Genomic DNA, 21,693 nt, shown 5'->3' with positions numbered 1-21,693 from the left:
AGACCCCAAGCCCTTCATCTGGACCAAGACCGCCAAGGAGATCCTCGACTCCCTCGCCCGCTTCTGCCGACGCATCTCCGGCGCAGGACACTAGGTGACGTTGAAGGTCGAGGTGCCGGAACTGGTACACGGCTCCGACGCGGCGAAGCACTGCGTGTTGCTGGTGGGCATTGACGAGGAAGCTCATGATGTTGCGGGGTGCCTTGCGGCGGAGGGCCAGGTATCAGCACGTGATCGTCAGCGCCGGCGAAGCTGTATGCCGGAAGGCCACCGCAAGGCCCCCGTAGAGGCTGAGACCAATCAAGCCCAATGCGGCCAGGGCCACCTCCGCCAAAGGGAGCTCGGCAGAAGCACCAGCGAAAGCAGCTGGTCCCTGCGTCACGAGCCCGAAGGTGAGCAGCCCAGCGATACCGATCACGCCCAGGACCAGAGGGCAATGAAGGGAGTTCCGTAACAGCGCACTGGTCCAGTCCTCGGTGCGTGCAGTCTTGCGGTCGCGCTCCAGGAGAGAGCGGGGATCCATCGCAACGACCGTGTCAGCGTCCCGAGTCGCCTTCCGGCCGAACCCCACGAAGACGATCACTATGACTACAGGAAGTATCAGGACCCCGGTCTCCACATCTTCCCTGTAAGCCGCGAAGCAGCTGATCCCGACCACCATCGCGGCGCTCGGCCAAGAAACACGGATCCGCGCGGCGGGCTCCGGCTTAGGCTCCAAGAAAGCGTAAAGGGCGCCCAGGACCCAACCAGCGGTCACGACACCAGCCGTGGCGACCAGCCAGGCAGGCGCGGAAGAAACGATGGCCAGCGGGGGGGGGCTACTGCGATCGCCACCCAGAACGGCATCCCGATTACCGCGGCATGGATAACACGTGGAACGGCCCGACGCAGATGGCACCATTCGATGTCGGTCGTGCCGCTCACGTTGTCCCTCAGATGACAAGCCAGGAATCGTAGGCTTCTCTCGGCCTCCTCAACCGTCCACCAGGTCGCACCCGGGCGACCCGGGTCGTAGGCGGATGGCACAAAGCCGGCGAGAAGTTGGTCCTCGACTTCGGCGCGGGTGCGGGGTGTGCCCGTGGCCGGGTCGATGATGAGATCAACGGGGGACGGGCGCCCTGCAACAGCGTCACCGGGACGGATGCTGTAGATGTCGGCGGCAAGCTGCACGCTCGCTTCGGCCTGACGTTGGACGGTGACGTCGGGGCGGCCGAGCAGGCTGCGCAATGCCTCCCGGCCACACACGGAGAAGCTCGGCCACCAACCCGGCGAACCTATGCGGTCACAGCACTAGCGACGGAAGCCTGAACATGGTCCCGCCGCCATCGATGGGCAACGAATTCCCGCCGCAGGTCTGATACCTGCAGCGGTCGACACGCCCCCTGCCGAAAAACGTGGTCCACCTCGACTTGTGGCAGCCGCAGGGGGGAGGGCGTTCGAGCATTCACGATTCCCATGACTCCTGCGACAGTGATTGCTGCCCGCCGTTGAGAAGATGAATGCTCGAATGGTTTGCCCGCCATGGCGTTTGTCAGTCGGAGGAGGAGTCCTGCTGGAGAGCCGCCAGGGTACGTGCTTCGTGATGCCTATAGACGCTGAGGTAATCTCCTGAAGTTCTCTGGGCGAGATCCTGGGCAAGGCTGTGGGCAAAATCGCCTGGCCCCGTGAGGGGGGCAACGGCTTCGGCGTAGTCCAGCAAGTGCTGCAGAGCATGCAATTCGCTTTTTAGCATGGGCATGAAGAGAATACGGTCGTCTCCGGAAAGAAGCTCCTTGATCAGTCGGTCACGAAAAGCATTGCCCTGCGCTTCGCGCAACCTGTATTCATAGTTAATGTGAGCAATCGGGCTGTGCTGTGAGCCCGGCCCGTACCGCTTGAGGTGAGCAGCCAGCTGAACCAGCTGATCGGATGAAGTCCGGTAGGAGGGGCGGGTTTCACTGCCGGCTGCGTCTGGGGCAACTCGAACATCTGCAACGAAGGCAGCCACTCGGTCGGCGGTGGGCAGCAAACCTGCGTGGAACCAGCGAGTCGAGACGGTGGAAGAATTGCTGCTGGTTGCCTCGTGGACGGTGCGGTAGCACCAACCCGATGTCCCGACCCAATGAAGGAAGGATTCCGCGCTCCCCATGACACTTTGCTGAAACGCCTTATTGAAGTGGATACTTCCTTCCACGTCATCCCTGCCCGCCTCAGCGTCATCGAATGCCGAATACGCATAGATGGCGCTGACCTGTAGTCCGTCTTCAAGGAGACGTTCCGCCACGGCTGCCATGTAGTGCCCTACACCGGATTCAAGCTCGCAATTGAAATCTTTCCAAGGGGGCCTATGCGCGGCCATCTCCTTCATGTAATCCCTCCTAGGGAGTGTGCTCGATTGATGGTCTTATGTGCTGGCCGGGAAGCCTGGTGCCCGAAAGAGGATGGCATTTCCGCAGAGCGTACACATTCACGATCGGGTAAACGCGCAGAATGAGGTGGGTTGCCACGTCAGTATCCACTTCCACTGAATCCGTCGGCACCCACCGCAGCCTATTGAGAACCTTGACACGGAGTGGGAAGGGTGCAGTTGTACTCAATTACGGATGGAGCTGAGCGAGAGCCTCGCCGCGCCTGCGGGGGAGAATCCCGCGTCTCGCCTCGTGTTGCGCAGAGCTCTCAGACGTTGCGTAACCGGGGCCGGCACGCGTGTCACCTATGGCCGTGCACGACCAGAGTGGCTGAATATGGCCAGGCATAGGGGCGTTGGTCCACTCAATACGCTGGCTATGCCGTCTGTGTGCCATCGCGCAGGACCTGTATTCCGCTCTGAGTGGAACGGAATCAGCTTCTTGGTCCGGGCGGTCTGCACAGGGGTGCCGCAGCCTGCCGTCTGCGATCTGAGGCCGCAACTGTTAATTGGGATTCGAGGAAGCCAAGCTGGAGAAGGTCTGCCTCGACGGTATTTGATGCGTGAGGCATGAAGTGCCGCAGCGCTGTTTGCCGATGCTGGATTCATCGAAACGCCCCCCTCGAACGATTATCTGCGGACCCCTCGGCTGGTCGGACGGGCAGGCATCATGGACTGATGCAGGTACCCGGCCGGTTCGCTCCATCGTAATGCGCGTGGATCAGTGCAACCCACGACTGCGCGGTAGGTTGGCTTCGAATCCACCATGCAGCGGCGCGTCCACTCCTAGCAGATAGATCAACGCCTAGATGATACGGTGGTTACGGGACAACCGCTCCATATTTCTTGAGTTCTCCTGAAGATCGTGAGTATCCCAGGCTCATTGACCTATGGTCGAACAAGTGCAGCTACTGCAGGTCCGTGGACCTGCCAGGCGGAGCTCGCTTTGTTGGGAGCCTCGTGGGGCTTGGAGAGTCGGCCAGCAATACCGATGGCGATCCTCCTGAGGCGCATCAGCCACAAAAGACGCAGGAATTTAGAACTCCGCTTCCCCTGAACATCTTGATCTTTTGATGCGCTCTGGCAGTCGTGTTGTGCTGGGGCATCCGTACTCTCTCATCAAGCAATTTCGTGTACACGTCGGCGCTTGCGGGCACTGAGCGAGAGTGCGGGGAGCGTCGCGATGACAGAGAATCAGCCAGGGGCCGGGCTCGGCGTGTGTAAGTCCGGATCACAGCGCCGACCTGGCGGAAGTCGGGGCCAGCTGCCGAAATGCTCCCCTACCAACGCTTCACTGGAAACTCGCCCAGAACAACTTTGGCTTCTGGTGCGGGCGTTGGATACCAGCCCGGCCATCCCTTCGCTGGAAGGGGCCAGCCCAGCCCAGCCCAGTAACCTGGCCCGAATCACCGCAACCATCGCTTCCCCAAGTCCGTCTCGCTGATGTCCTGGTGCCGGTCCTTTCGGGACCGAGGTCGAGGCGGATGCGGTAGATCAGTTCGGTGGTGAATGGACCGCGGTGGTCTCAATAGTGCACCAGACCCAACTGGCGGCATCGACACCCCAGGCATCTGCGATCATGTCGACAAGTACCAAGCCACGTCCATTCTCGGCGAGCAGGCTGGGTGTTCGGGCCAGCAGCACGTTTGTCGGCCCGCCTCGCACTTCGATCCTCACCTCACTGGAGGTGCGCGAAAGCCGCACGTCAACCTGGCGACCGGTGCCGTGCTGGATCGCGTTGGTGACCAGTTCGCTCAGAAGCAGCAGTGCGGTATCGACGTACTGTTCAAGGCCCCAGCGGTGCAGTTCTACGCTACCGATTTGCCGGCACTCGCCGACCCGCATGAGGTCTTTGTCGGAGGGGACCCTGGCTGGCTCAGTCTGCGTGCGTTCGAAACTGAGTGCGACGCCGGCGTACAAGCCCCGGCCCAGAGCGGGAAGCAAAACCTTCCTGATCTGTTCAGACGCAACGGAAGACAATGCCTGTCGCCTCCTCGCCGGGCATACGGAGCTGGCCCCTGCCGCTCCGAAGAGCCGTTGGTCGTGCGAGGGCCCGGTAAAGGCTCTGCGCTGAGCGTGTTTTGAGTTGCCACCCGCCGGACAAATTCGGTGGAGGGGTCACGGCCCGTTTTGTGAGCCATGCAGTTGCTGGCATAATCCGTGCTCGGCACCTGCCCGGAGAGAGAGTGAGCCGCGGGCTTGGGGCCTGTTCGGGTCGGCGGTCAGAGTTGGGCCTGCCCATCTGGGCGTCACATCGGGACTCGAACAGGCGGGGCCCCGGCGGTCCCATCGCGGCTTGCCTGCCCGTACGGCAGCTTGAGGGTCCGGTCCGCGGCAGCCATTCGGCGGTCTGATTAGTGAGTGCTTGCTGCTCAACAACCGTCACCAAGTACCCCCAGGATGGGACACAGGGCTTGGAACACGTTTCTCAACGTGTCCTCATAGGTTTGAGTCGCGGTCAGCCGAGGTCTGCTCGCTGTGACATGGCTCGTGGTTGTCGGAGTGCCAAGCGTCCACGGCCAGCGGCGATTGCCGTGCTTGGGCCGGCTGGGCATCTTCCGTACGGGGTGGGCAGTTCTTGAACGGGCGTTCGCCACAGGCCAACGTTGGTGCGCGGACCGTTCGTAGCACGATGCCAACTTCCTCGATCGGAGAGGAAGCCGTGCGTGTACCGCTCCAAGGCCCTGTACCTCAAGGACGGGCGTCGCAGACGAACATAACTGGCCACCCTGTGACTGCAGGTGAATGCCCGACATCTAGAGCTCCCGGGGACAGGACGCGAAGGGAAGGGACTACTCAACATACGCAGCTTCTACAGGGGAATGTATCGCTCTTCAACAGAAAAGCTCGGCATGTCAGGTGAAATCTGCAAAGGCACCGAACTGACGTTCCATCATGGGAACAGAAAGGCAAAATGGGATGGAGCGCGCTGACCGCAAGCTGCTTTCCCAGTGGCTGGTCGAGAGGTACTGGTGAAGCGCCTTCGTATCGGCCTGACCAGTGTTGGACGGCAGGCCCTAAAGATCTTGTTGCGACCTGGAGAGGCTCGTCGTACATGGGAGAATTTCTGTAAAGGACCTGATCAGCGTGCATTGGTGGGCATAACCAAGCAGCCTTCCTCGGCCGGGCACCTTGTCGGGCTCACGTGGCCTCAGCCTGTAGGAACTCGCGACCGCTCTGCCGGCAGCCGCCCCCAGTTGGGACCGGCGGACCTTGCGATGAGCTGAGCAGGCTGGGCGGAGGCGGTGGACAACGGGAGGAGGCGTCGAGGGCAGCTCGATTGGGCTGACTCAGCAGGGCCCCATGGGCTCTGCTCGATCCATGCCTGGTGGATCAGACGTGCGTTGATGGAGTGTTGGGGCCATGCCGCGGGCCAACAGCTGTATTACGGCCCTGACCCAAGCTGCCACATGAGTGCTGCATGAGGGCTCTTGTTCTGTCGCCCTGTTCAGCGTGGTCCGTCTTGGGAGTGTTGGGAGTTGCCGAGACTGGTGCGTGTGGCAGCAGTTCTCGCCGGACACTCTCGCTTCCAACGTCCATCCGAGCTTGCCCGACGGAGGGAGACGGTTTTGGACGAGTCTGGTGACCCGTGTCGTCGATCCTCCGCGTAGAAGGACCGATCTGTATCTGGTGCCTTGGATGGGCAGGAGCTTCTGGGATCGCACCCATTTCGATCGACGCGGCCCCTACCCAGTCGGGGAGATGGTGCCCAGTCCGACAGCTCCGATGACAGAGCGGGACATGGGCGGTGCCAACACCAAGTCCCTCGCACGGGGATTCGGATTCTACCTATGGCCATTCCTCGTCCGGCAGACCATCCATGCCACCTGGCACCGGCCGACCGACATCTTCCAGCACACCTCCTGGGATGCCGTCGTGCAGCCACGTGGTGGCCGTTGGTGTCAACGTTCCGTCATCGCTGAACAGGAGTGCACCGTGCTCTGCCACAAGTGCCGCTACCGCATCAGTGTTGAACGGCAGACCGAGATAGGCGCGAGCTTGCGAGTGGCAAGCGTCATCTCTCACAGTTCCAGCGGCGGATCCGCGCCAGGAATGCATCACAGGGCGTCTGAGACCCCAGACCCAACCCTCCACATATGTATCTCCATATGGGCTGTTGATCGACGGGAGTTTCTCGCCACATAGCTTGGGGTGGCGTTCTTCAGCTTCGGTAGCGGGCGAAGCAGGTGCGAACAACCGTCCACGGTCGAGGAATAAGCAGGCCAGGGACGGGTGCTCAGCACCGGACCTCGGAGCAGACTGAACATCTACCTGGGATTCTCGGCGAAGGAACTCAATGAGCCATCGTTCAGGCTCCGTCACTTCCACGCGGTTCAAGTTCTTCTCTCCTCCTGCGTGCATGACTTTCTTGGCTTCTGCCCCGGTGAAGACCGGGGCAGAAGCGGAGATCGGAGGGTTCCAGGCCCAACCAAAACAGGCCGGCGGGCGAAGCTGAGCCCAAGAACTGTCTCGTGGCCCGCTGAGCATCAGCCTGCCTGGCCTGAACCTTCAGAGCGGGCATATGTGCACGAAGAGCACCCTGTTGGAGGCCAGGAGGAAGGTCGCCTTCGATCTGGACCCCTTTCAAAAGCGCGACTGACGTCGACAGGGAAGCGACGGTTTCGGACGATCAACTTCCCCTCGTAAGGGCGGCCCGAACGCGCCCCGAACAGCCGTCCCTCCATTACTGTCTGCGGGTGATCTTCCTCACCCATGCGAGGGGGCGGGGTGCAGCAGAATCCCGTGCCGTTTTGCGGGCACGCCTGACCGCGGTGACGACAGCGACCAAGACCCAGCGATCGGGAGGACGGCTCGGTAGCTGGGCCGGAGGCGCGAAGGTGCAGGTCACAAGAGTCTCCCTCTTGTCGCAGCGACTGAAACAACAGCGGTTCCGCATATGAGGGTTTCTGTCTGCGCGTATGCGCGTTATATATAGCGATCCTTAGTCGCTTGGGTCGCTGCACAGGTAGGAAAGCGTCTGTGACCTGGTTCTTCAAGCCGCGGGGGAGAGAACCGCCGTGGAGAGTCCGGTCTCTGCATTCACTTCGAGTCGCTGAAACACAGACTGCCAGTCATATTATCGGCGCGGCTGCACCGTTGTGGTCTGGATTCCCGCCACTCCGCCACGGCTTCGCTAATCTGCATCTGTTGTTGAGTCGCTTCGGTCGCTGATAGAGGGACTACATGCCAGCTGAGCTGCCTTTTTCTCGCAGCGACTCACGGAACCAGCCGCCGTGTGTTTCAGTCGCTGCTCCCGATCCACTGCAGATCGCCAGATGGTGCGCACGACAAGGCTGGCCTGTCCATCCACTTGCGCCCGGCCGGAAGACCCCGGCCGCCAACTGCTTCGGCTGTAGGCAGACATCGCACGCAGCGACGGAATGCGCCTGTCGGTTAGCCGGCCGTTGGTGCCATGGCTTCCACGCTGCCACCCTCGACCTGCAGCGCATTGAGGACTGGTGGGGCAGGAGAACCGGATTCGGCGTCGGAGTGGCCTGCGGCGCTGCCCGGCTGGTGGTCATTGATGTTGACGCACATGCCACGCAGCCTCCAGCCCGTGACCGCTTGCTGCCAGGAATCCCAGTCGGCGACCAGGTGGACCTCTCCGGTCTGCAGAATGGATTCCATACGCTGGCTGTCCTTGCGGCTCTGCGCAACCAGCCGAGTCCCGCCAATGATGTGGGCACTCTACGTGTGCGCACTCCCTCCGGGGGGCTGCATGTCTGGTACAGGGCAAGTGACTCGCGCCGCTGGCAGTGTTCCACGGGCTCCAGTGCCGGCCGCGCTTTCGCCTGGCAAGTCGACGTGCGTGCGCACGGCGGCTACATCATCGCCCCAGGCGTAAGAACCCGCGCAGGTGTCTATACCCCCTTGGAGGGCGCTGCTGAGCCAAGTCTCCTGCCATCGTGGCTTGCTCAGGAACTCGAACGCACCGGTCATCTGAGTGCTTCGCCCGTGCCTGCGTATCGTCCCGTTCCTCCGCGTGCCACCCAGGCCGTCTCTGCCGCGGCTGGTAAGGACAACCGTCTGCAGAAGACGCTCAGTTCTCTGCTCGCCGACGTGGCTGCCTGCGGTCAGGTCAGTGAAGGCGCGGGCTTCTCGAGCCGCCTCAACCGCGCCGCCTACACCATCGGCGGGATCGTAGCGAGTGGACTCATGCCGTGGAACGTTGCGGAGCAGGTCTTACATGATGTGGCGGAGGCCGCCCGCCCTGGCCAAAAGCGTCGTGCCGAACAGATTATCCGAAGTGGCCTGACTGCCGGGGCGCAGCGCCCCCTGTACCTTGGGAGACGCCCGTGACAGCCCCCGGCAACGAGAACGTCCTGTTTGGCTTTAACCCACAGGCAGTCGCCGCCCAGATCCTTGCCCAGACTCCGATGTCGCCTGTCAGCGGGCACAAACTCGCGGCCGGACAGGCAAGCGCGAACGGGTTGCTACCGGACACGCTCACTGACCGTGGTATGGCCAAGCTCTTCGTCAGGTTGTACGCCAGTGACTACCAGCATGTGCCGGGTCTCGGCTGGTACCGGTGGGATGGCATTCGTTGGCAGATCGACGAAGACGACACCGTGCTATGGGCAGCAGGCGATCTCGCTGAGAATATCGCTGTCACCGATCCCCGCGGCCTGTATAACCCACAGGCCCTGCAACAGCACCGTCGGCGTGCCTTGTCTACGTCTGGCATCAATGCCATGCTCACGCAGGCCAAATCCGCACCTGGAATGGTGCTGAACGCCGCACTCCTGGACGCCGACCCCTACGCCCTATGTACCCCCGAGGGGATCGTCGATCTGCGCACCGGCCTGGTGAAGACACCTGACCCGACGAAGGATTTCCACTCGCGTTCCACGACAGTTGGACCACAAGAGGTCCCCACCCCGCGCTGGCAGCGATTCTTGTCCGACACATTCGGCGACGATGCCGATGGGGAGGAAATGATCCGGTTCTTGCAGCTGCTGCTTGGCTATTCTGTTACTGGCGACGTGGGAGGTCAGGTCATGCCCTTCCTTTTCGGAGCAGGCAAGAATGGAAAATCTGTCCTGTTGGACGTACTCATGAAGCTCCTTGGCGATTATGCTGATGCCGCTCCGCCAGGCTTCCTCATGGCTCGCTCCTATGAGGGGCACCCAACCGATCTAGCAGAGCTGCACGGCCGACGCGTCATCGTGTGTTCCGAGGTCAAACCGGGCGACAAGTTTGATGAAGCCCGTGTCAAGCTTCTTACAGGCGGTGACCGAATCAAGGCCCGCCGCATGCGACAAGATTTCTTCAGTTTCGAACCAACACACAAACTCTGGCTGCTGGGCAATCATCAGCCAGAGGTCGGTACTGGGGGCTTCGCTTTCTGGCGGCGCATGCGACTGATCCCCTTTGAGCGGATTGTCTCCGACGACCGTAAGATCGACAATCTGGCTGACATCCTTGTCACCGAGGAAGGCCCAGGCATTCTTAAGTGGCTTATCGACGGTGCCCGCCGCTACTTGGGCGGTGATCGAGACCTCACCGGCCCCGAGCGCGTTCGCATCGCAACCACGGCATACGCCGAGACCGAAGACCATACCGGTCGATTCTTCGACGAATGCTGCACTCAGGGACCTGAGTACCGGGTCGAACAAGCTAGCCTCTATGCGGCCTATAGGACATGGTGCGAAAATGAAGGAGCCACGGCCATCTCCTCCAGGGCCTTCGCTCAACGAGCGCGTGAACTGGCTGGGCTCGCTTCGCCCAAGGAGATGATCCATTCCAACTCGCGCAAATACTACCCGGGCGTTGGACTGCTCGCCGCTGAGGAGAAGGTATGAGTTCCCTAATCACCGAAGAAGAAATCAGTGACGAGACGGCCCTCGTGTGGCTTGAGGAGGTCAGTCACCTCGACTATGTGCGACAGAGCCTAGACCGGCTTCCCACCCGTCAGGGGCGGCCTGCCTACCACCGGGCCGGCCGCATGGTGGGTTATGCCCAGCTTGATCCGAGGGCGAAACCATCCCGTTCATCTGGGACATTTCGCCGCCGCGTCTTCTGGCTGCTGCCTCACGATCGGGACAGTGTGCCGGATGGTCTCTATTCCATCGGGGCACCTGCGGAGGCTATTGACCCCCGAACGCTTGCGCCTGGGAACAAAGGGCGCAAGACGGAGCGGTCGGAAGGTGGACCTCCGTCGTCAGCGATGCAGGAACTAGGAATAACGCTGCCCCTCTAGGGCTGTGTGACGGCCACACCACAAGTGCTTCGACACAGCCACTAGGGGAAAGGGGAGTCCCCTCCAGCGAAATGTGGCGCTATCGCCGACACCCCTGTGCCTAGCACAGGGGAAGCCCACGTCCCCAGGTGGATCGATTCGGCTCCAGCCCTCATGAAGCTGCTGCTGGTGACCAGCTCTGGGGGCGGGCGCATCCTGCCACTGAACACAAGTGCCGGGCTACGTCCGATCTCAGGTCAGGGCAAGCAGGTCCGTCCGCGACGGATAGGGCGGGTCAACAGTGTTGATGGGCTTGCCCTACGACGGACTCGTATCAAGACTGGCGCCGGTGGACTCAGGACAAGGGGCAAGCCCCGGCCTCGCTCTCCAGGACGTCAGTTCTCGCGAGAAGATCACACCGGTCGCAGTCTCGATAACGACGCCCCAAAGTCGGCAGCGACGCCGCCAGGTACGCCCGACGGCCAGCTCTCTTGTCGTGCCGCTGAAAAGCTGCAGCTACCGCCAACTACAGGATGAGGCAACTGAAGAAAGAGGATTCAGGAACATACCAGGGAAGCCGCAGCCTCCTGGATCTCAAGCATCTCCACTGTAGTCGGACCAGCTGTGTAGTAGGCCCTCGCCACGCCAGCTCGCGAGAGCTTCTCGACGCAACGTGGGCAGGGCCTCGCCAGCATCGGAACAAGGGCCGCGTTAACGCGCGCCACGAATACCGCGCTGACCGGGGCTCCCCTGGCACGGCGGAGCGCTGCGTCCTCTGCATGGAAAGTACTATTTCGGTGATCGATGGACGGCGAGTTCCGATACCTATTGGGACTCGCTACGACGACACGGCTGCCGGCGACCAGAACGGCTCCCATTCTATGACGACATTGTGATCGGACAGCTTGCTGAATGGCCAGGTGGATCAAAGTAATCGTTCCTTGCGACTTGACGAGACGCCACCGACCGTGCCCCAGCAGGGCCTCGTCAAGCTGCGGTGAGAGAATCCGTTATGCAGAAGAAACGCTATCCCGGGTTTGAAACAAAACCGTGGCCCCTAGGCGAGGGATCCCCGTTGTGCAGGTGAGCGCTGGCGGGCCATTTCCGTCATACCTACCAGAGAAGTCTCAAACTCGGCAGAGCTTGAGAATTCGTCGCTGGCTGACGAGGACGGAGGAACCATTCCATCTGCCATGGCCAGAGCAATCTCCGTGATGCGCCTGCTTGCCTTTCCGTCGCCGTATGGGCATGGCCGAGAAGCAAGAACATTTGTCAGCTCTGTGTTTGCCAGTAGACGAACGATCTCTTCAGAGATCTCGTGCCTGTAGCGCACTCGAACAGCAAATCCGGCTGCAATCGACTCAGGGCGCTCCGTGTTCCTCCTGACCACGATCAATGGACGCTTGATGATAGTGCATTCCTCTTGAATCCCGCCAGAATCGGATACAAGCAGGCTTGCTTGACTGGCGAGAGAAAGGAAGGCTGCGTGATCGATCGAAGGAATACAGCGCAGGCGTGCCAGACGATCACCCAACCCAAAAGCCTGAGCGCTTCCCGACGTTCGCGGGTGAACTGGGAAAACCACTGGGAGAGGTGCATTCGCAAGTGCGTCGAGAATCTCACAGAGGCGCTCCGGGTCATCGGTGTTCTCAGGCCGATGAATCGTCGCGACGATAAACTGACTTGCTGTGAGCCCGAGTTTCTCTAGTAGCATCCGGGCCGTCTGCGGATCAGGTAAGGATTCTTGCGTTGCTTCTACAATGGTGTTCCCCGTCACTCGAATCCTGTGCAATGGCACACCTTCAGAAACGAGGTTCGCAGCATTCCATGGTGTTGGCGCGCAATGCACATCAGCGAGAACTGATACGAGTCGCCGATTGATCTCCTCCGGCATCGTTCGATCGTTAGAACGAAGACCTGCCTCAACGTGCAGGACGGGAATACCGCAGCAGTTTGCCGCCTGTGCTCCTGCTAATGTCGCATTTGTGTCACCCTGGACAATGACTAAATTCGGGTTCGTGCGCCGAAAGAATTCGGACAGCTGAAACATGGCCTGCGAGATCTGAACGCTTCGATGCGCGGCACTGATGCCAGTGAGTCGCAAATCCGGACGCGGCAAATTGAATGCTTGAAAGAAGCTGTCGGACAGTTCTTCATCGTAGTGCTGGCCGGTGTAGATAACCGTGGCACGACTTCCTAGGCTCCGAATCACGCCTGCTAATTTAATGATCTCCGGACGAGTGCCCAGTACCACGGAAATGTCGCTTCTTGCGTTCATGAATTGATCAGCGTCCCCAAAGAAGACCGAAACTAGGCTATGTCATATTGAACGAGAGATGCACTTCACGCATGCAGGAGATCATTCAGCTCCATGATTTCCTGATACAGGGTTTTGCATGCACTGCATGTATCGAGATGCAGCATCATTTCTGTAGAACCGCATTCACCTAGCCGGCCCCGGGAGTACGCCGCGAGTCGCCCCACATAGTACGAACACTGGCCGGAATATCGTTGATGGTCCAGGTGAACAGTGAGATATGCTTGCCGCAAGCCTTCTTTCGCCCTATATGCCAGGGCGGCGACGCTGTTAGGGCTGATACCCATCGTGTCTGCAATTGCGGCAGGTTGTTGAGAGTTCACGATGGTGCACCAAAGCACCGTTCGCCATCTATCTGGCAGGGATGCAAGAGCTTTCAATGCCAGCCCGTGTTCATACTTCTTCAAGGCTTCATTCCCTGCAGATGCAGCGCACTCTGCCTCATAAATGCTTACGTCTGGAACAGAAACGTTCCTACCCGAACTCCTGCCACATTCGACTACTACGTTCCGCAGGACCTTCAGCAGGTAACTTCGAAACGACGTTGAAGGCCCACCGCCGGTTTTAAGAGCTTGAAGTACTCGAAGAAATGCTTCAGCTACGAAGTCTTGCGCCATATAGGAATCATCGGCATGCATGGATGCCAATCTGAATGCAGCATTCCGATGCCGATTGAACAGTTCGGCGAAAGCGTCAGTGTTACCGTTCCGAACTAATTGTGACAACTCCTGGTCGCTGAGTTCCGCCCCCTTGGGATTGGCATCCCGACAACCGGGCCGCCCAACTGGCGACACCTGGCGACTGGTCGAGTAGGACAAAACGGCTCCTGGGTGAGGGCTCGTCACGGAAATTCTCTCGGTTGGCTTGGACTGGACGTGGGAGCAGCTCATAGGCGATGAGCTGCCCATCTCTGGGTGAGTCGACGGAGACCAAACAAGGCACTGCTGGACAGACAGCAGTCGGCGCATATCAGAGGAACCCAATCCGCCTCAGATCGGCGGACTGAGACAGACCGAGACGCCCCGTGCAGGACCACTTGAACAGTGCAGCAAAAAGGAGGCACTCATCAGCGCGTTGATCGGTATATATGTGCGATGCTGGATTTCATGAACACAATATTTCTTCCGACGTCGCTACCACGACACAGCTTCAGATTCTGAACTGGTTATCTTCGCACAGGGAAAAAGTGCTCCATGTTCACTTGAAGAGCCAGGAAGAGCGCCAGGAGGATAAGCACGCGATGGCGCGACCTGTGACTCTGTGGTGATCACTCTACCGACGCACGTGAGGTGATCAGTGAATGAGGAGAGCTTGTTCGATGCCCCGTTGGGAGACTCCTTGTCAGTTGCATCTCTGATCCAGACTCAAGCGGAGGGAGAGGGCCTCCGGGGACGCAAGCGTTCTGTCTTCTCCTAACCGGACGAATAGGCAGAGACATACGAACGGATGCAGGGAAGATGGTGCTTGACACCACCGAACTAACCACCGTCAACTCGTTGGGTGAGAACCGACCTTTCTTCGACCACGGCCGTCGGAGGCATCCGCTGCCTTCCGGAACCTGGCCCCTGACGGCTACCGCAGGCATCCATCCTTTGGCAAAGACGGCAGGAGAAGCCAACAGCTCAGCGGATCCCACGTCATCGAGGCGCAAACTCCTGCCGACTACCCTCCAGGGGCCGCTGCGGGGGGGGGCCACCTCTTTATAGGTCCTTCAGCTCTACCCACGGCTAATCCACGCCGTGTGTTGAGCAGAAGATGCCACATCTAGAGGCAGGAAAGTGCGGATCATCCTGGGGCGCCAACCTAGTGTGAGAGCACAGCGACAGTCCGGGCAACGAACCCCATGTGTCCTGTCGGCACCAGTCGGGAGGATCGCGAGGACTGAATCTCTTGGGACGGCTTGCTACCCTCCACGAGCCTCGGCGCATCAGATCCCCGGTAAGACGTCCTCCATCCGCCTGAGATCTGAAGCGGACCAGTTGCAAACCGCGTCGCTGCCCACGTGAGAGGCGTACGCCTGGTCAGGTGGTGCATAGCACGCACTCGGTCGAGCGGGGCGGCGAAACTCGGTCCTCCACGGAACTGCGAGTCCAGTCGCTAGCGAGGGGTCATGCACCATCAAAGGCGCCTTGACCGGACGACATGGCGGCTACGACCTGACGGCTGGTCGACATGCCTTGTGCTGCCACATCAGCAAAGCCTGCACACACAAGGGGAACCATTGGCTCGCGAGTTCGACCTGCTACGGCATCCTCCGATGGTCTACCGGCGTTGCGGGTTCAGCGGTCTTCACGTATCGGCCATTGCCGTTGGCCTGCCATGCAGTACAAGCGACGAGGGACAAGCCGGAATCCACAGGAGGCTTGTGCAGCGAGCCCTTGATCTCGGCATCACACACTTCGACCTCCCCGTCTCCTGGGCGGGAATGATCGGTGCGTCGGGCAAGCACATGCAAGGCGCTGTCGCGAGCTTGCGCCAGCATCGTGACGATGTTGTGCTTGCTGCGCACATTGGTTTCGGAAATCGGCGTCAACAATCGGTCGGATTTGGATCTCGGAAGGTACTCCTGTCCTCGTTGCACGCCGTACTGCGAGGGCTTTCGTTGGAGTACGTAGACATCCTGTACTCAGATCGATACGACCCGAATACCCCGCTCGAAGAGACGATGGGGGCCCTGGCCTCGGCAGTTAGGCAGGGAAAGGCCCTCTATGTAGGTTTAGCTGGGTACGCTCCTGCGATGGCCCGACGAGCTGTCGAGATCCTTTATGAGCTCGGAATTCCTCCGGTTGTTTGCCAGGCACCCTTCTCCGTCCTCAACCCTTGGGCCGAGGACGCCCTGCTGGATATTCTTGACTCATACAGAGTCAGTTTCGTAGCGGATAATCCATTGGCCAGCGGGGAGCTTGACGGGTCAGTTCAACCGGACGAAGAAAAGGACTATAGCCAATGGCCCTGGAAGGCCGGCGCGCGGTCCGTAAACAAGGACTTGTCCTTGATCGCAGAAGCCCGCAATCAGAATCTTTCACAATTCGCGCTGAGCTGGGTCCTACGCAACTGTCACGTTTCATCCGCGATCATTACTCCCCGAACAGTCGGGCAGTTGGACGATCTATGCGCCGCCGTAGGCCACACGTCGTTCACGACATTGGAACTCGAGACGATCGCTGAGTTGCTGCAGTCAGGTCAGTATGGACCCCCTGATCTGATGCGTGGGCAACTATGAACGGATCCGCACGAAGCCTGTGCTGTGAGACTTGATCTGGGCGGATGGTGATCTCGCTGGTGGGTTCTCCGTGTGTGATGCGGCAGCCTGCGGTGACACAGCACCACGATCGCTCGCGTACTCGTCCCAGTCCTTTGGGTACTAGCCACGCCTGTCAGGCTTCTCATCCTGCCATTCCCACCAGCCGCGGACCAGCGATCAAAGACCGCAGGGCGGATATGACGATTGTCGGCTAATAGCAGATTTAAGCCGATGCCATATCATGCTTTTACTCTCAATTACTCCGGGAATTTATGGAGCAATCCTGCTCGCTGGCTGCACGTAGCCCTCTGAGAGTACGACCTGAACACATGTGTGGCGTGTCGGATGCATATCAGATGTAACTCCGGGTGTATCTGTGGTAGAGCTCGCAGAAGAGGCCACGATGCCTCATGCACGCCCTACGTACTCGGTGTCTGTCGAAGGAGTGACCTGAGTGCTGATGTTCGCGTCCTTTCACGATTCGACGAGTGTCACGAAGCGGCGATTTCTCGGGGGTGCCGTTGCAGGTCGATTACGTCGAAAATTAGCATTCACGACTTCGCATCGCACGAGGGGCTGACTGTCTTCAGCGGACAGGATCACCGATTCGTCTGCAACTCACTGATGCCAATCTCATCAGTCTTCGAACGGAAAGCTTGCCGTGATCATGAATCTCTTCGTCTGGGTCTTAGTAATCTGGGCCGTGCTCCTCGGAAGTTTCTGTGCATACGTGGGCCTTGTGTATGCGGTTGCAACACGAAAGGAGAGGGCAGAGAGGGCCAGGTACGGCATAAACTCTCGGCGAACGACCACAGATGTGGTTTCGCCATCCGAGTACTCCACTGCTATGTCGGTCCCTACCCAACGAACATCTTCTCGCAGCGAGGCCTGAGGCTGCGAAGCTTCGCCCTGCCGCGACCGGAGAAGTCCGTTGACTACTTGTCGGTGCAACGTCGCCCAGGCATGACCATTCGCCGTCGCGGAACACCGCTGTGGGCCGGCTCCGACGCAAGAGCGCACTGAAGAATCACCACCGTGTTGGACCAGCTAAGTCCCTGCCGAACCGAGCGACATGCTGGATGGGATGGCCCTGAGTGTCCGCTGTCGGCTGTGAGGGAAGGCCACCTCTCCTCCGACGCCTGATTCGCTTGTTCGCACAGGAAGCGCCGTAACGTAGAGTCATACAATCCGAAGAGCGTAAAGCCTGGAGTGCCTGCCGGCTTCTGCCTCGTGGGACAGCTACATTGCAGGTTCCAGCTGTGGCGTAATTGATCGTGCGGTCGAGCACTGAAAGACCTGGGTATGGATTTCCTAGCCGACACCCAACCCGTCCACACTCCTACTTGGTGAGAACTATGGCCCTGACACTTGCCCGCCCAAGTTCGGCACCGTCCGAGCTGACGGATGGCGCCGACGAAGTGGCCCGAGTGCTTCATGTCGTGGCTTCGAACGACGGCAGTATGTCTTCGGCGCTCAGGGACTACCTGGCTTCTACCGGTCACCTGGAGCATTGGGTACTCGCCGGGAGAGGCTCATTTAGTCCGTTGACGCTTCCACGCAGTTTGCGGTCGATCCGCATTATTCCGCTACCCGATGGGATGCGCGCCAGACTAAGAGCTATTTCCGAGACCTTCACCAAGGTAAGACCGAGCCGCGTTCACGCACATTCTTTTGAGGCCGGAGTATATGTCCGCCTTGTGCACACTGTCCCGACCAAATCTATTGTCTATAGCCCGCATTGCTACACGTTCGAACGCAGAGATATCTCTGCTGGAACGCGAGCCTTGAATGCTTTCTTTGAATACCTGCTCGCGCCGCGTGCCGATGCCGTAGCCGCTTGCAGTCTACGCGAGCTACATCTAGCCGCCAGGCTTCACCGGACAGGGCAAATTGTGCATGTGCCCCATGTTCCATCCAATTGTTCACTTGAGTCCATTGAGGCACCGCCGCTTGGGCAACCAGGGAGAATTGTTGCCGCCATAGGGTCGCTCTGTCCCCAACGGGACCCTGAGTTCTTTGCGCGCACGTTGGCAGCGGCCGGTCCCGGTGCTTCATGGATCTGGATCGGTGACGGCGAGCCTCGGTACAGGCGTCTTCTCGAGGATGCCGGGGTGTGCGTCACAGGACACTTGCCGCGCAAGAACATGATCCGTCTGTTGCGCACGGCCGATGTGTATGTGCACACGGCAGCATGGGAGGGAAGCTGTGACATGTTGCTCGAGGCAGCTGCGACGGGCTTGCCCATCGCAGCCCGTTCGATCCCTGCCCTACGGGCCTTGAGAATTGCCGGCTTGGCACAGACACCGGAGGTCCTGGCCGACACGGTGGTGCGTCTCCTTCGATCCCCGGCGGATCGGAGGATTCAATACGAGAGCTTCCGACGCGCCTTTCGAATCAATACTCGGGTGACACAGTCGGACAGGCTATGTGAGCTATACGGAAACAAAAGGGCTAAGTAGCTGAGGTGCTAGCACAGAGTACCTGGCGTAAACGCGTCGTGGCAGGTGCCCCTTACCAGGAAGGAAGGAGTAAGAGGCACCTGATCACCCCACTGGTGAAGCGAATGATGCTGTGTGACTTGGTGTGGCGGCGGGGAGCAGACATGGTCTCCCATTGCTATACGACCCAACGGAACGCTCATTGCGGAGCGTTTGCCTTCTCTCCAGGGCCACGTGAATTGCCCCGGGAGGTGGTCGTAATAGCAGAGTCCGCCCAGGAAAGGCATGCAGATCTATGTGGGTATAGAGACCCCTTTCACTGTTTCACATACTTAATTAGCCCTGAACCCTGCCGACAGACACTCGGGTGGGATGGTCGAAGCGATATAGCCTCGAGCCGAGGTGTGCTATCGGCGGTGAAATTGCCTCTCACGCTTTGTAAGCGATTGCAGGCAGGAATTTTCTCGTCAGTGGCTGAAGTCATGTATACACACTCAGTGTCTTCAGTGCAAATTAGCGAGTCGAACATTTAGTCACGCAACGATCGCATTTAGCCTCCCATGCGCATAGTATTTTCAGCTTGAGTGCCTGCGGCATGCAACTGGTATCGAGGAAGTGCGCCAGCATTGCTGGTAGCACCCTCTGACGCAGTGACCGGGAACAGTGGAACGTCGGGAACATTCCAGGTCATGCGTGCCCTCGCAGCGGTGATGGGCGCCGCCAGGGACACATGTAAGCGGAACCGATTGTGGATCTGCCCGGGCCTGTCGGCGTGCCCAGCTCGGCGCGTCCCGCATTGATCGCCGACGGGTGTGGCCAGCGCAACGCCCAGCTTCCTGCTATAACTGCGAGTACTTGATCCAGAACCGCATCTTTCTTCGCCTGTGACCTAAGGATTCGGGTACTCCACCGCTTTGTTAGGTAGGGGCTGGCGGCGCTTCAGTGGTCATGACCTGCCTTGATTCTCAGAATTCTTTGATCTGACAGCATGGTTATAGCACCGCCAGAGTTCCCCCGAAAGCTGGATATCTTGGAGCTGATGCCGCTCGTTAGGAAATCGTGGCTTGGAGAAATAATCATGTAACCAGGACTTGTTCGACTGGACCGCAAGTAGAGGTGCCGGAGAGCCGGGAGGAGGTGGAGGTGCAGGTTGAGAAACTTGACGCGACGGCCGATGCAGGCGATCAGGGAGCAGGTATCTGGCTGGAGCAGAGTGCGCAGGATGATCTGCAGCACTGCTCGGATCTACTCGAAGAACTCTTGGAGAAACTGCGCCTAATGGAAAGTGATTATCTGGAAGACGCGGAAGGGTCGTCCAGTGATCCGATGGTCGAAATCCATACCAAAGAACACGATCTAGATGTGGCGAAGTGAATCATGTTCGAAAGGTATGGCATGGGTGAGACTTGCAGCGAGTCAGATCCGCACGGCGCTCGATTCTCGCATGGAACTGACTACAGTGCGATGGGGCAGTGCTGTAACCACTGTGAGTGCCTGAAAGGGCACCGGAGCTGGTATGGCAGCGATGTTGGAATGATTGGCGGGGACTGGGATCCCGATAAGGAATTGGCTCAGATTTTGAACGGGTCACCGGGATTAGATGTGTCTCACACAGTGCGATCGGGTCCTGAACTGCGCAAATCTCCAATCAATCGACGGCGCCCTCAGTCGAGAAGGCTACACCTAACTACCATCCTGGTTGTGGCTATTTTTATGTGTGCAGTGAGTATGATCTGTTGGTCTATTTCGTACTCGTACGGCCAGTTGCGAGCTGTCGCCACTTTATTTATGTCGCCGGGAATCGCACAGTGGTGGCCCTGGATGCTGTACGGTCCATGGATTGCTGCCGGTTTCGCCATTATGCGGGCCGCTCTTCAGGGGCGATCCGCTCGGTGGTCGTGGGTCGTCATCGTGACCGCTTCTGCAGGTGCAGTGGGGCTCTGTGTAGGGAATTCTACGGAATCAATTCTCATGATGGCCGTTGCTGGAATTCCGCCTATCACTGCCTTGGCGTGTTTCCAGGAGCTGGCTGGTCAGTTGTCGTATCGGCACCGGCCGCGACATGCCGTCCGAGGCGTGAGGCGCCTGGGTCAGTGAGGGTGGATGCTTTCCGCGAGACCGAGTGCGAAGTATGAAGTGCCGCAGCACTGCGGCCTGCGGGGATGGCGTTATGGGCTATGTGCCGACAACCCACCCTTGCCTAGATCAAAGGGAACAGCGGAACAACGGGAACGTCGCAGGTCAGGGTATGTGTGGCTCTGCACTTGATGGTCCCGGGCAAGGGAACGGGGCGTCACACCCCCGCCGCAGGGGGAGCCCTTCAGCGCAGGGCGAGCTTCGTTGGCAGCAGCGCAATGAGGATGGTCCTACCCGACATCGAAAGAGGCCCGGATTGAAGGGGCGCAGATCGCGTAGGTATGTTCAGATTCCTTGATGGGTGGTTACTGCGCTGGGTCGTACGTGCAGATCAACAAGTGCCCGATTCGAAGCAGAAGGGCGCCCCGACTGTAGACGTAACCCTCAAGCAGCCGGCTCGGGTCCGGCTAATCACAGGCGAGAACCATCAGATCCCAGTACCCGTGTCCCTGCGCTACGTGTCCGCCGACCCGTTGGCAGTCCACGTGCATTTCCTGCCCGACATTTTCCACAACGACAGAAGCATGATTTGGTCTTTCGCCCGCGATCTGTTGGCGGAGGGGCTGCGCGCTCCTGCGGGAATCGGTGATGTGCGGATCTGGCCATGTGGTCGTTTCCATACGATTGTAGAGCTCGATACGGTCGAAGGACTGGCCATGGTTCGCTTCGAGACGCCTGTTCTCCGCCGCTTTCTTCAGGATTCGTACAGGGTGGTCGCCGCGGGCAAGGAGGATACGAACGCGGCACTCGAGCATAGCCTGGCGGCACTTCTGGATGAGGTTTGATACTGGTGCCAGAGGCTTGAGCGCTGCGAACGCCTCGTGCTGTCAACGCAGGTTGCTCGTCTTCTTCAGACGGTTGCTCACAGCCGTCTGAAGGAATTCAAAAGCTACTTCATTGAGCTTCTTCAGCGTTGCCGCTCCAGGGTGAGGACGGCTTTGGCGATTGACGTCATGCGGTTTGGACTGCATCGGGATCTGCGGAAGATCCGCC

General features: G+C 59.5%; 15 protein-coding genes and 1 pseudogene. 8 read left to right on the top strand and 8 right to left on the bottom strand.

Annotated features, from left to right (window positions below; all coding sequences use genetic code 11):
• Nucleotides 1-223: 223 nt before the first annotated feature.
• From ACZ7NC_RS41475 to ACZ7NC_RS41460, 4 genes are all read right to left on the bottom strand, one after another.
• Entirely contained in the window at nt 224-583 is a 360-nt protein-coding gene (locus ACZ7NC_RS41475; protein ID WP_471496834.1) for a hypothetical protein, read from the bottom strand.
• A 170-nt stretch (nt 584-753) separates the two neighbouring features.
• On the bottom strand, nt 754-1,227 hold the full coding sequence (locus tag ACZ7NC_RS41470; RefSeq protein ID WP_471496832.1) for a hypothetical protein: 474 nt from the start codon (nt 1,225-1,227) through the stop codon (nt 754-756).
• Between the two features lie 304 nt (nt 1,228-1,531).
• Nucleotides 1,532-2,347 carry a hypothetical protein gene (locus ACZ7NC_RS41465; protein WP_471496830.1) on the bottom strand — a complete coding sequence of 272 codons (816 nt, stop codon included), beginning with the start codon at nt 2,345-2,347 and terminating at the stop codon, nt 1,532-1,534.
• A 1,533-nt stretch (nt 2,348-3,880) separates the two neighbouring features.
• The gene (locus tag ACZ7NC_RS41460; RefSeq protein WP_471496828.1) at nt 3,881-4,231 is read right to left on the bottom strand and encodes an ATP-binding protein; all 351 of its coding nucleotides are present in this window, start codon (nt 4,229-4,231) and stop codon (nt 3,881-3,883) included.
• A 3,339-nt stretch (nt 4,232-7,570) separates the two neighbouring features.
• Between ACZ7NC_RS41460 and ACZ7NC_RS41455 the strand changes: the two genes are divergently transcribed.
• Genes ACZ7NC_RS41455 through ACZ7NC_RS41445 form a run of 3 tightly spaced genes read left to right on the top strand, consistent with a single transcriptional unit; the run spans nt 7,571 to nt 10,586 of the window.
• A complete protein-coding gene (locus ACZ7NC_RS41455) occupies nt 7,571-8,686 on the top strand; it encodes a bifunctional DNA primase/polymerase (protein WP_471496825.1) in 1,116 nt (371 codons plus the stop codon).
• Nucleotides 8,683-10,188: a DNA primase family protein gene (locus ACZ7NC_RS41450; protein ID WP_471496823.1), complete on the top strand. Its 1,506-nt coding sequence runs from the start codon at nt 8,683-8,685 to the stop codon at nt 10,186-10,188. Before ACZ7NC_RS41455 ends, ACZ7NC_RS41450 begins: the two co-directional genes overlap by 4 nt.
• The gene (locus tag ACZ7NC_RS41445) at nt 10,185-10,586 is read left to right on the top strand and encodes a DUF6009 family protein (protein WP_471496821.1); all 402 of its coding nucleotides are present in this window, start codon (nt 10,185-10,187) and stop codon (nt 10,584-10,586) included. Before ACZ7NC_RS41450 ends, ACZ7NC_RS41445 begins: the two co-directional genes overlap by 4 nt.
• 536 nt (nt 10,587-11,122) lie before the next feature.
• Here ACZ7NC_RS41445 and ACZ7NC_RS41440 read toward each other — a convergent pair.
• From ACZ7NC_RS41440 to ACZ7NC_RS41430, 3 genes are all read right to left on the bottom strand, one after another.
• On the bottom strand, nt 11,123-11,494 hold the full coding sequence (locus ACZ7NC_RS41440; RefSeq protein WP_471496819.1) for a hypothetical protein: 372 nt from the start codon (nt 11,492-11,494) through the stop codon (nt 11,123-11,125).
• A 128-nt stretch (nt 11,495-11,622) separates the two neighbouring features.
• Entirely contained in the window at nt 11,623-12,843 is a 1,221-nt protein-coding gene (gene wecB / locus ACZ7NC_RS41435; RefSeq protein WP_471496817.1) for a non-hydrolyzing UDP-N-acetylglucosamine 2-epimerase, read from the bottom strand.
• A gap of 65 nt (nt 12,844-12,908) precedes the next feature.
• Nucleotides 12,909-13,772: an RNA polymerase sigma factor gene (locus ACZ7NC_RS41430; RefSeq protein WP_471496815.1), complete on the bottom strand. Its 864-nt coding sequence runs from the start codon at nt 13,770-13,772 to the stop codon at nt 12,909-12,911.
• Nucleotides 13,773-14,992: 1,220 nt separating this feature from the next.
• Here ACZ7NC_RS41430 and ACZ7NC_RS41425 point away from each other — a divergent pair.
• From ACZ7NC_RS41425 to ACZ7NC_RS41405, 5 genes are all read left to right on the top strand, one after another.
• Entirely contained in the window at nt 14,993-16,105 is a 1,113-nt protein-coding gene (locus tag ACZ7NC_RS41425) for an aldo/keto reductase (RefSeq protein WP_471496813.1), read from the top strand.
• 1,376 nt (nt 16,106-17,481) lie between these two features.
• Nucleotides 17,482-18,585, top strand: a complete 1,104-nt coding sequence (locus tag ACZ7NC_RS41420; protein ID WP_471496811.1) for a glycosyltransferase — start codon at nt 17,482-17,484, stop codon at nt 18,583-18,585.
• Between the two features lie 1,122 nt (nt 18,586-19,707).
• Nucleotides 19,708-19,938, top strand: a complete 231-nt coding sequence (locus tag ACZ7NC_RS41415; protein ID WP_471496809.1) for a hypothetical protein — start codon at nt 19,708-19,710, stop codon at nt 19,936-19,938.
• A gap of 3 nt (nt 19,939-19,941) precedes the next feature.
• Nucleotides 19,942-20,661, top strand: coding sequence for a DUF2637 domain-containing protein (locus ACZ7NC_RS41410; RefSeq protein ID WP_471496807.1), 720 nt, complete (start codon nt 19,942-19,944; stop codon nt 20,659-20,661).
• 482 nt (nt 20,662-21,143) lie between these two features.
• A complete protein-coding gene (locus tag ACZ7NC_RS41405) occupies nt 21,144-21,485 on the top strand; it encodes an SsgA family sporulation/cell division regulator (protein ID WP_471496805.1) in 342 nt (113 codons plus the stop codon).
• A 122-nt stretch (nt 21,486-21,607) separates the two neighbouring features.
• On the opposite strand, the pseudogene ACZ7NC_RS41400 reads toward ACZ7NC_RS41405, so the two are convergent.
• Nucleotides 21,608-21,693, bottom strand: a pseudogene (locus ACZ7NC_RS41400) (IS5/IS1182 family transposase); the annotation flags it as partial.

The organism is Streptomyces sp. NPDC111802 (assembly GCF_055634335.1).
Note: the sequence above shows the minus strand (reverse complement) of the source record. Positions and strands in the feature narration are given on the sequence as shown.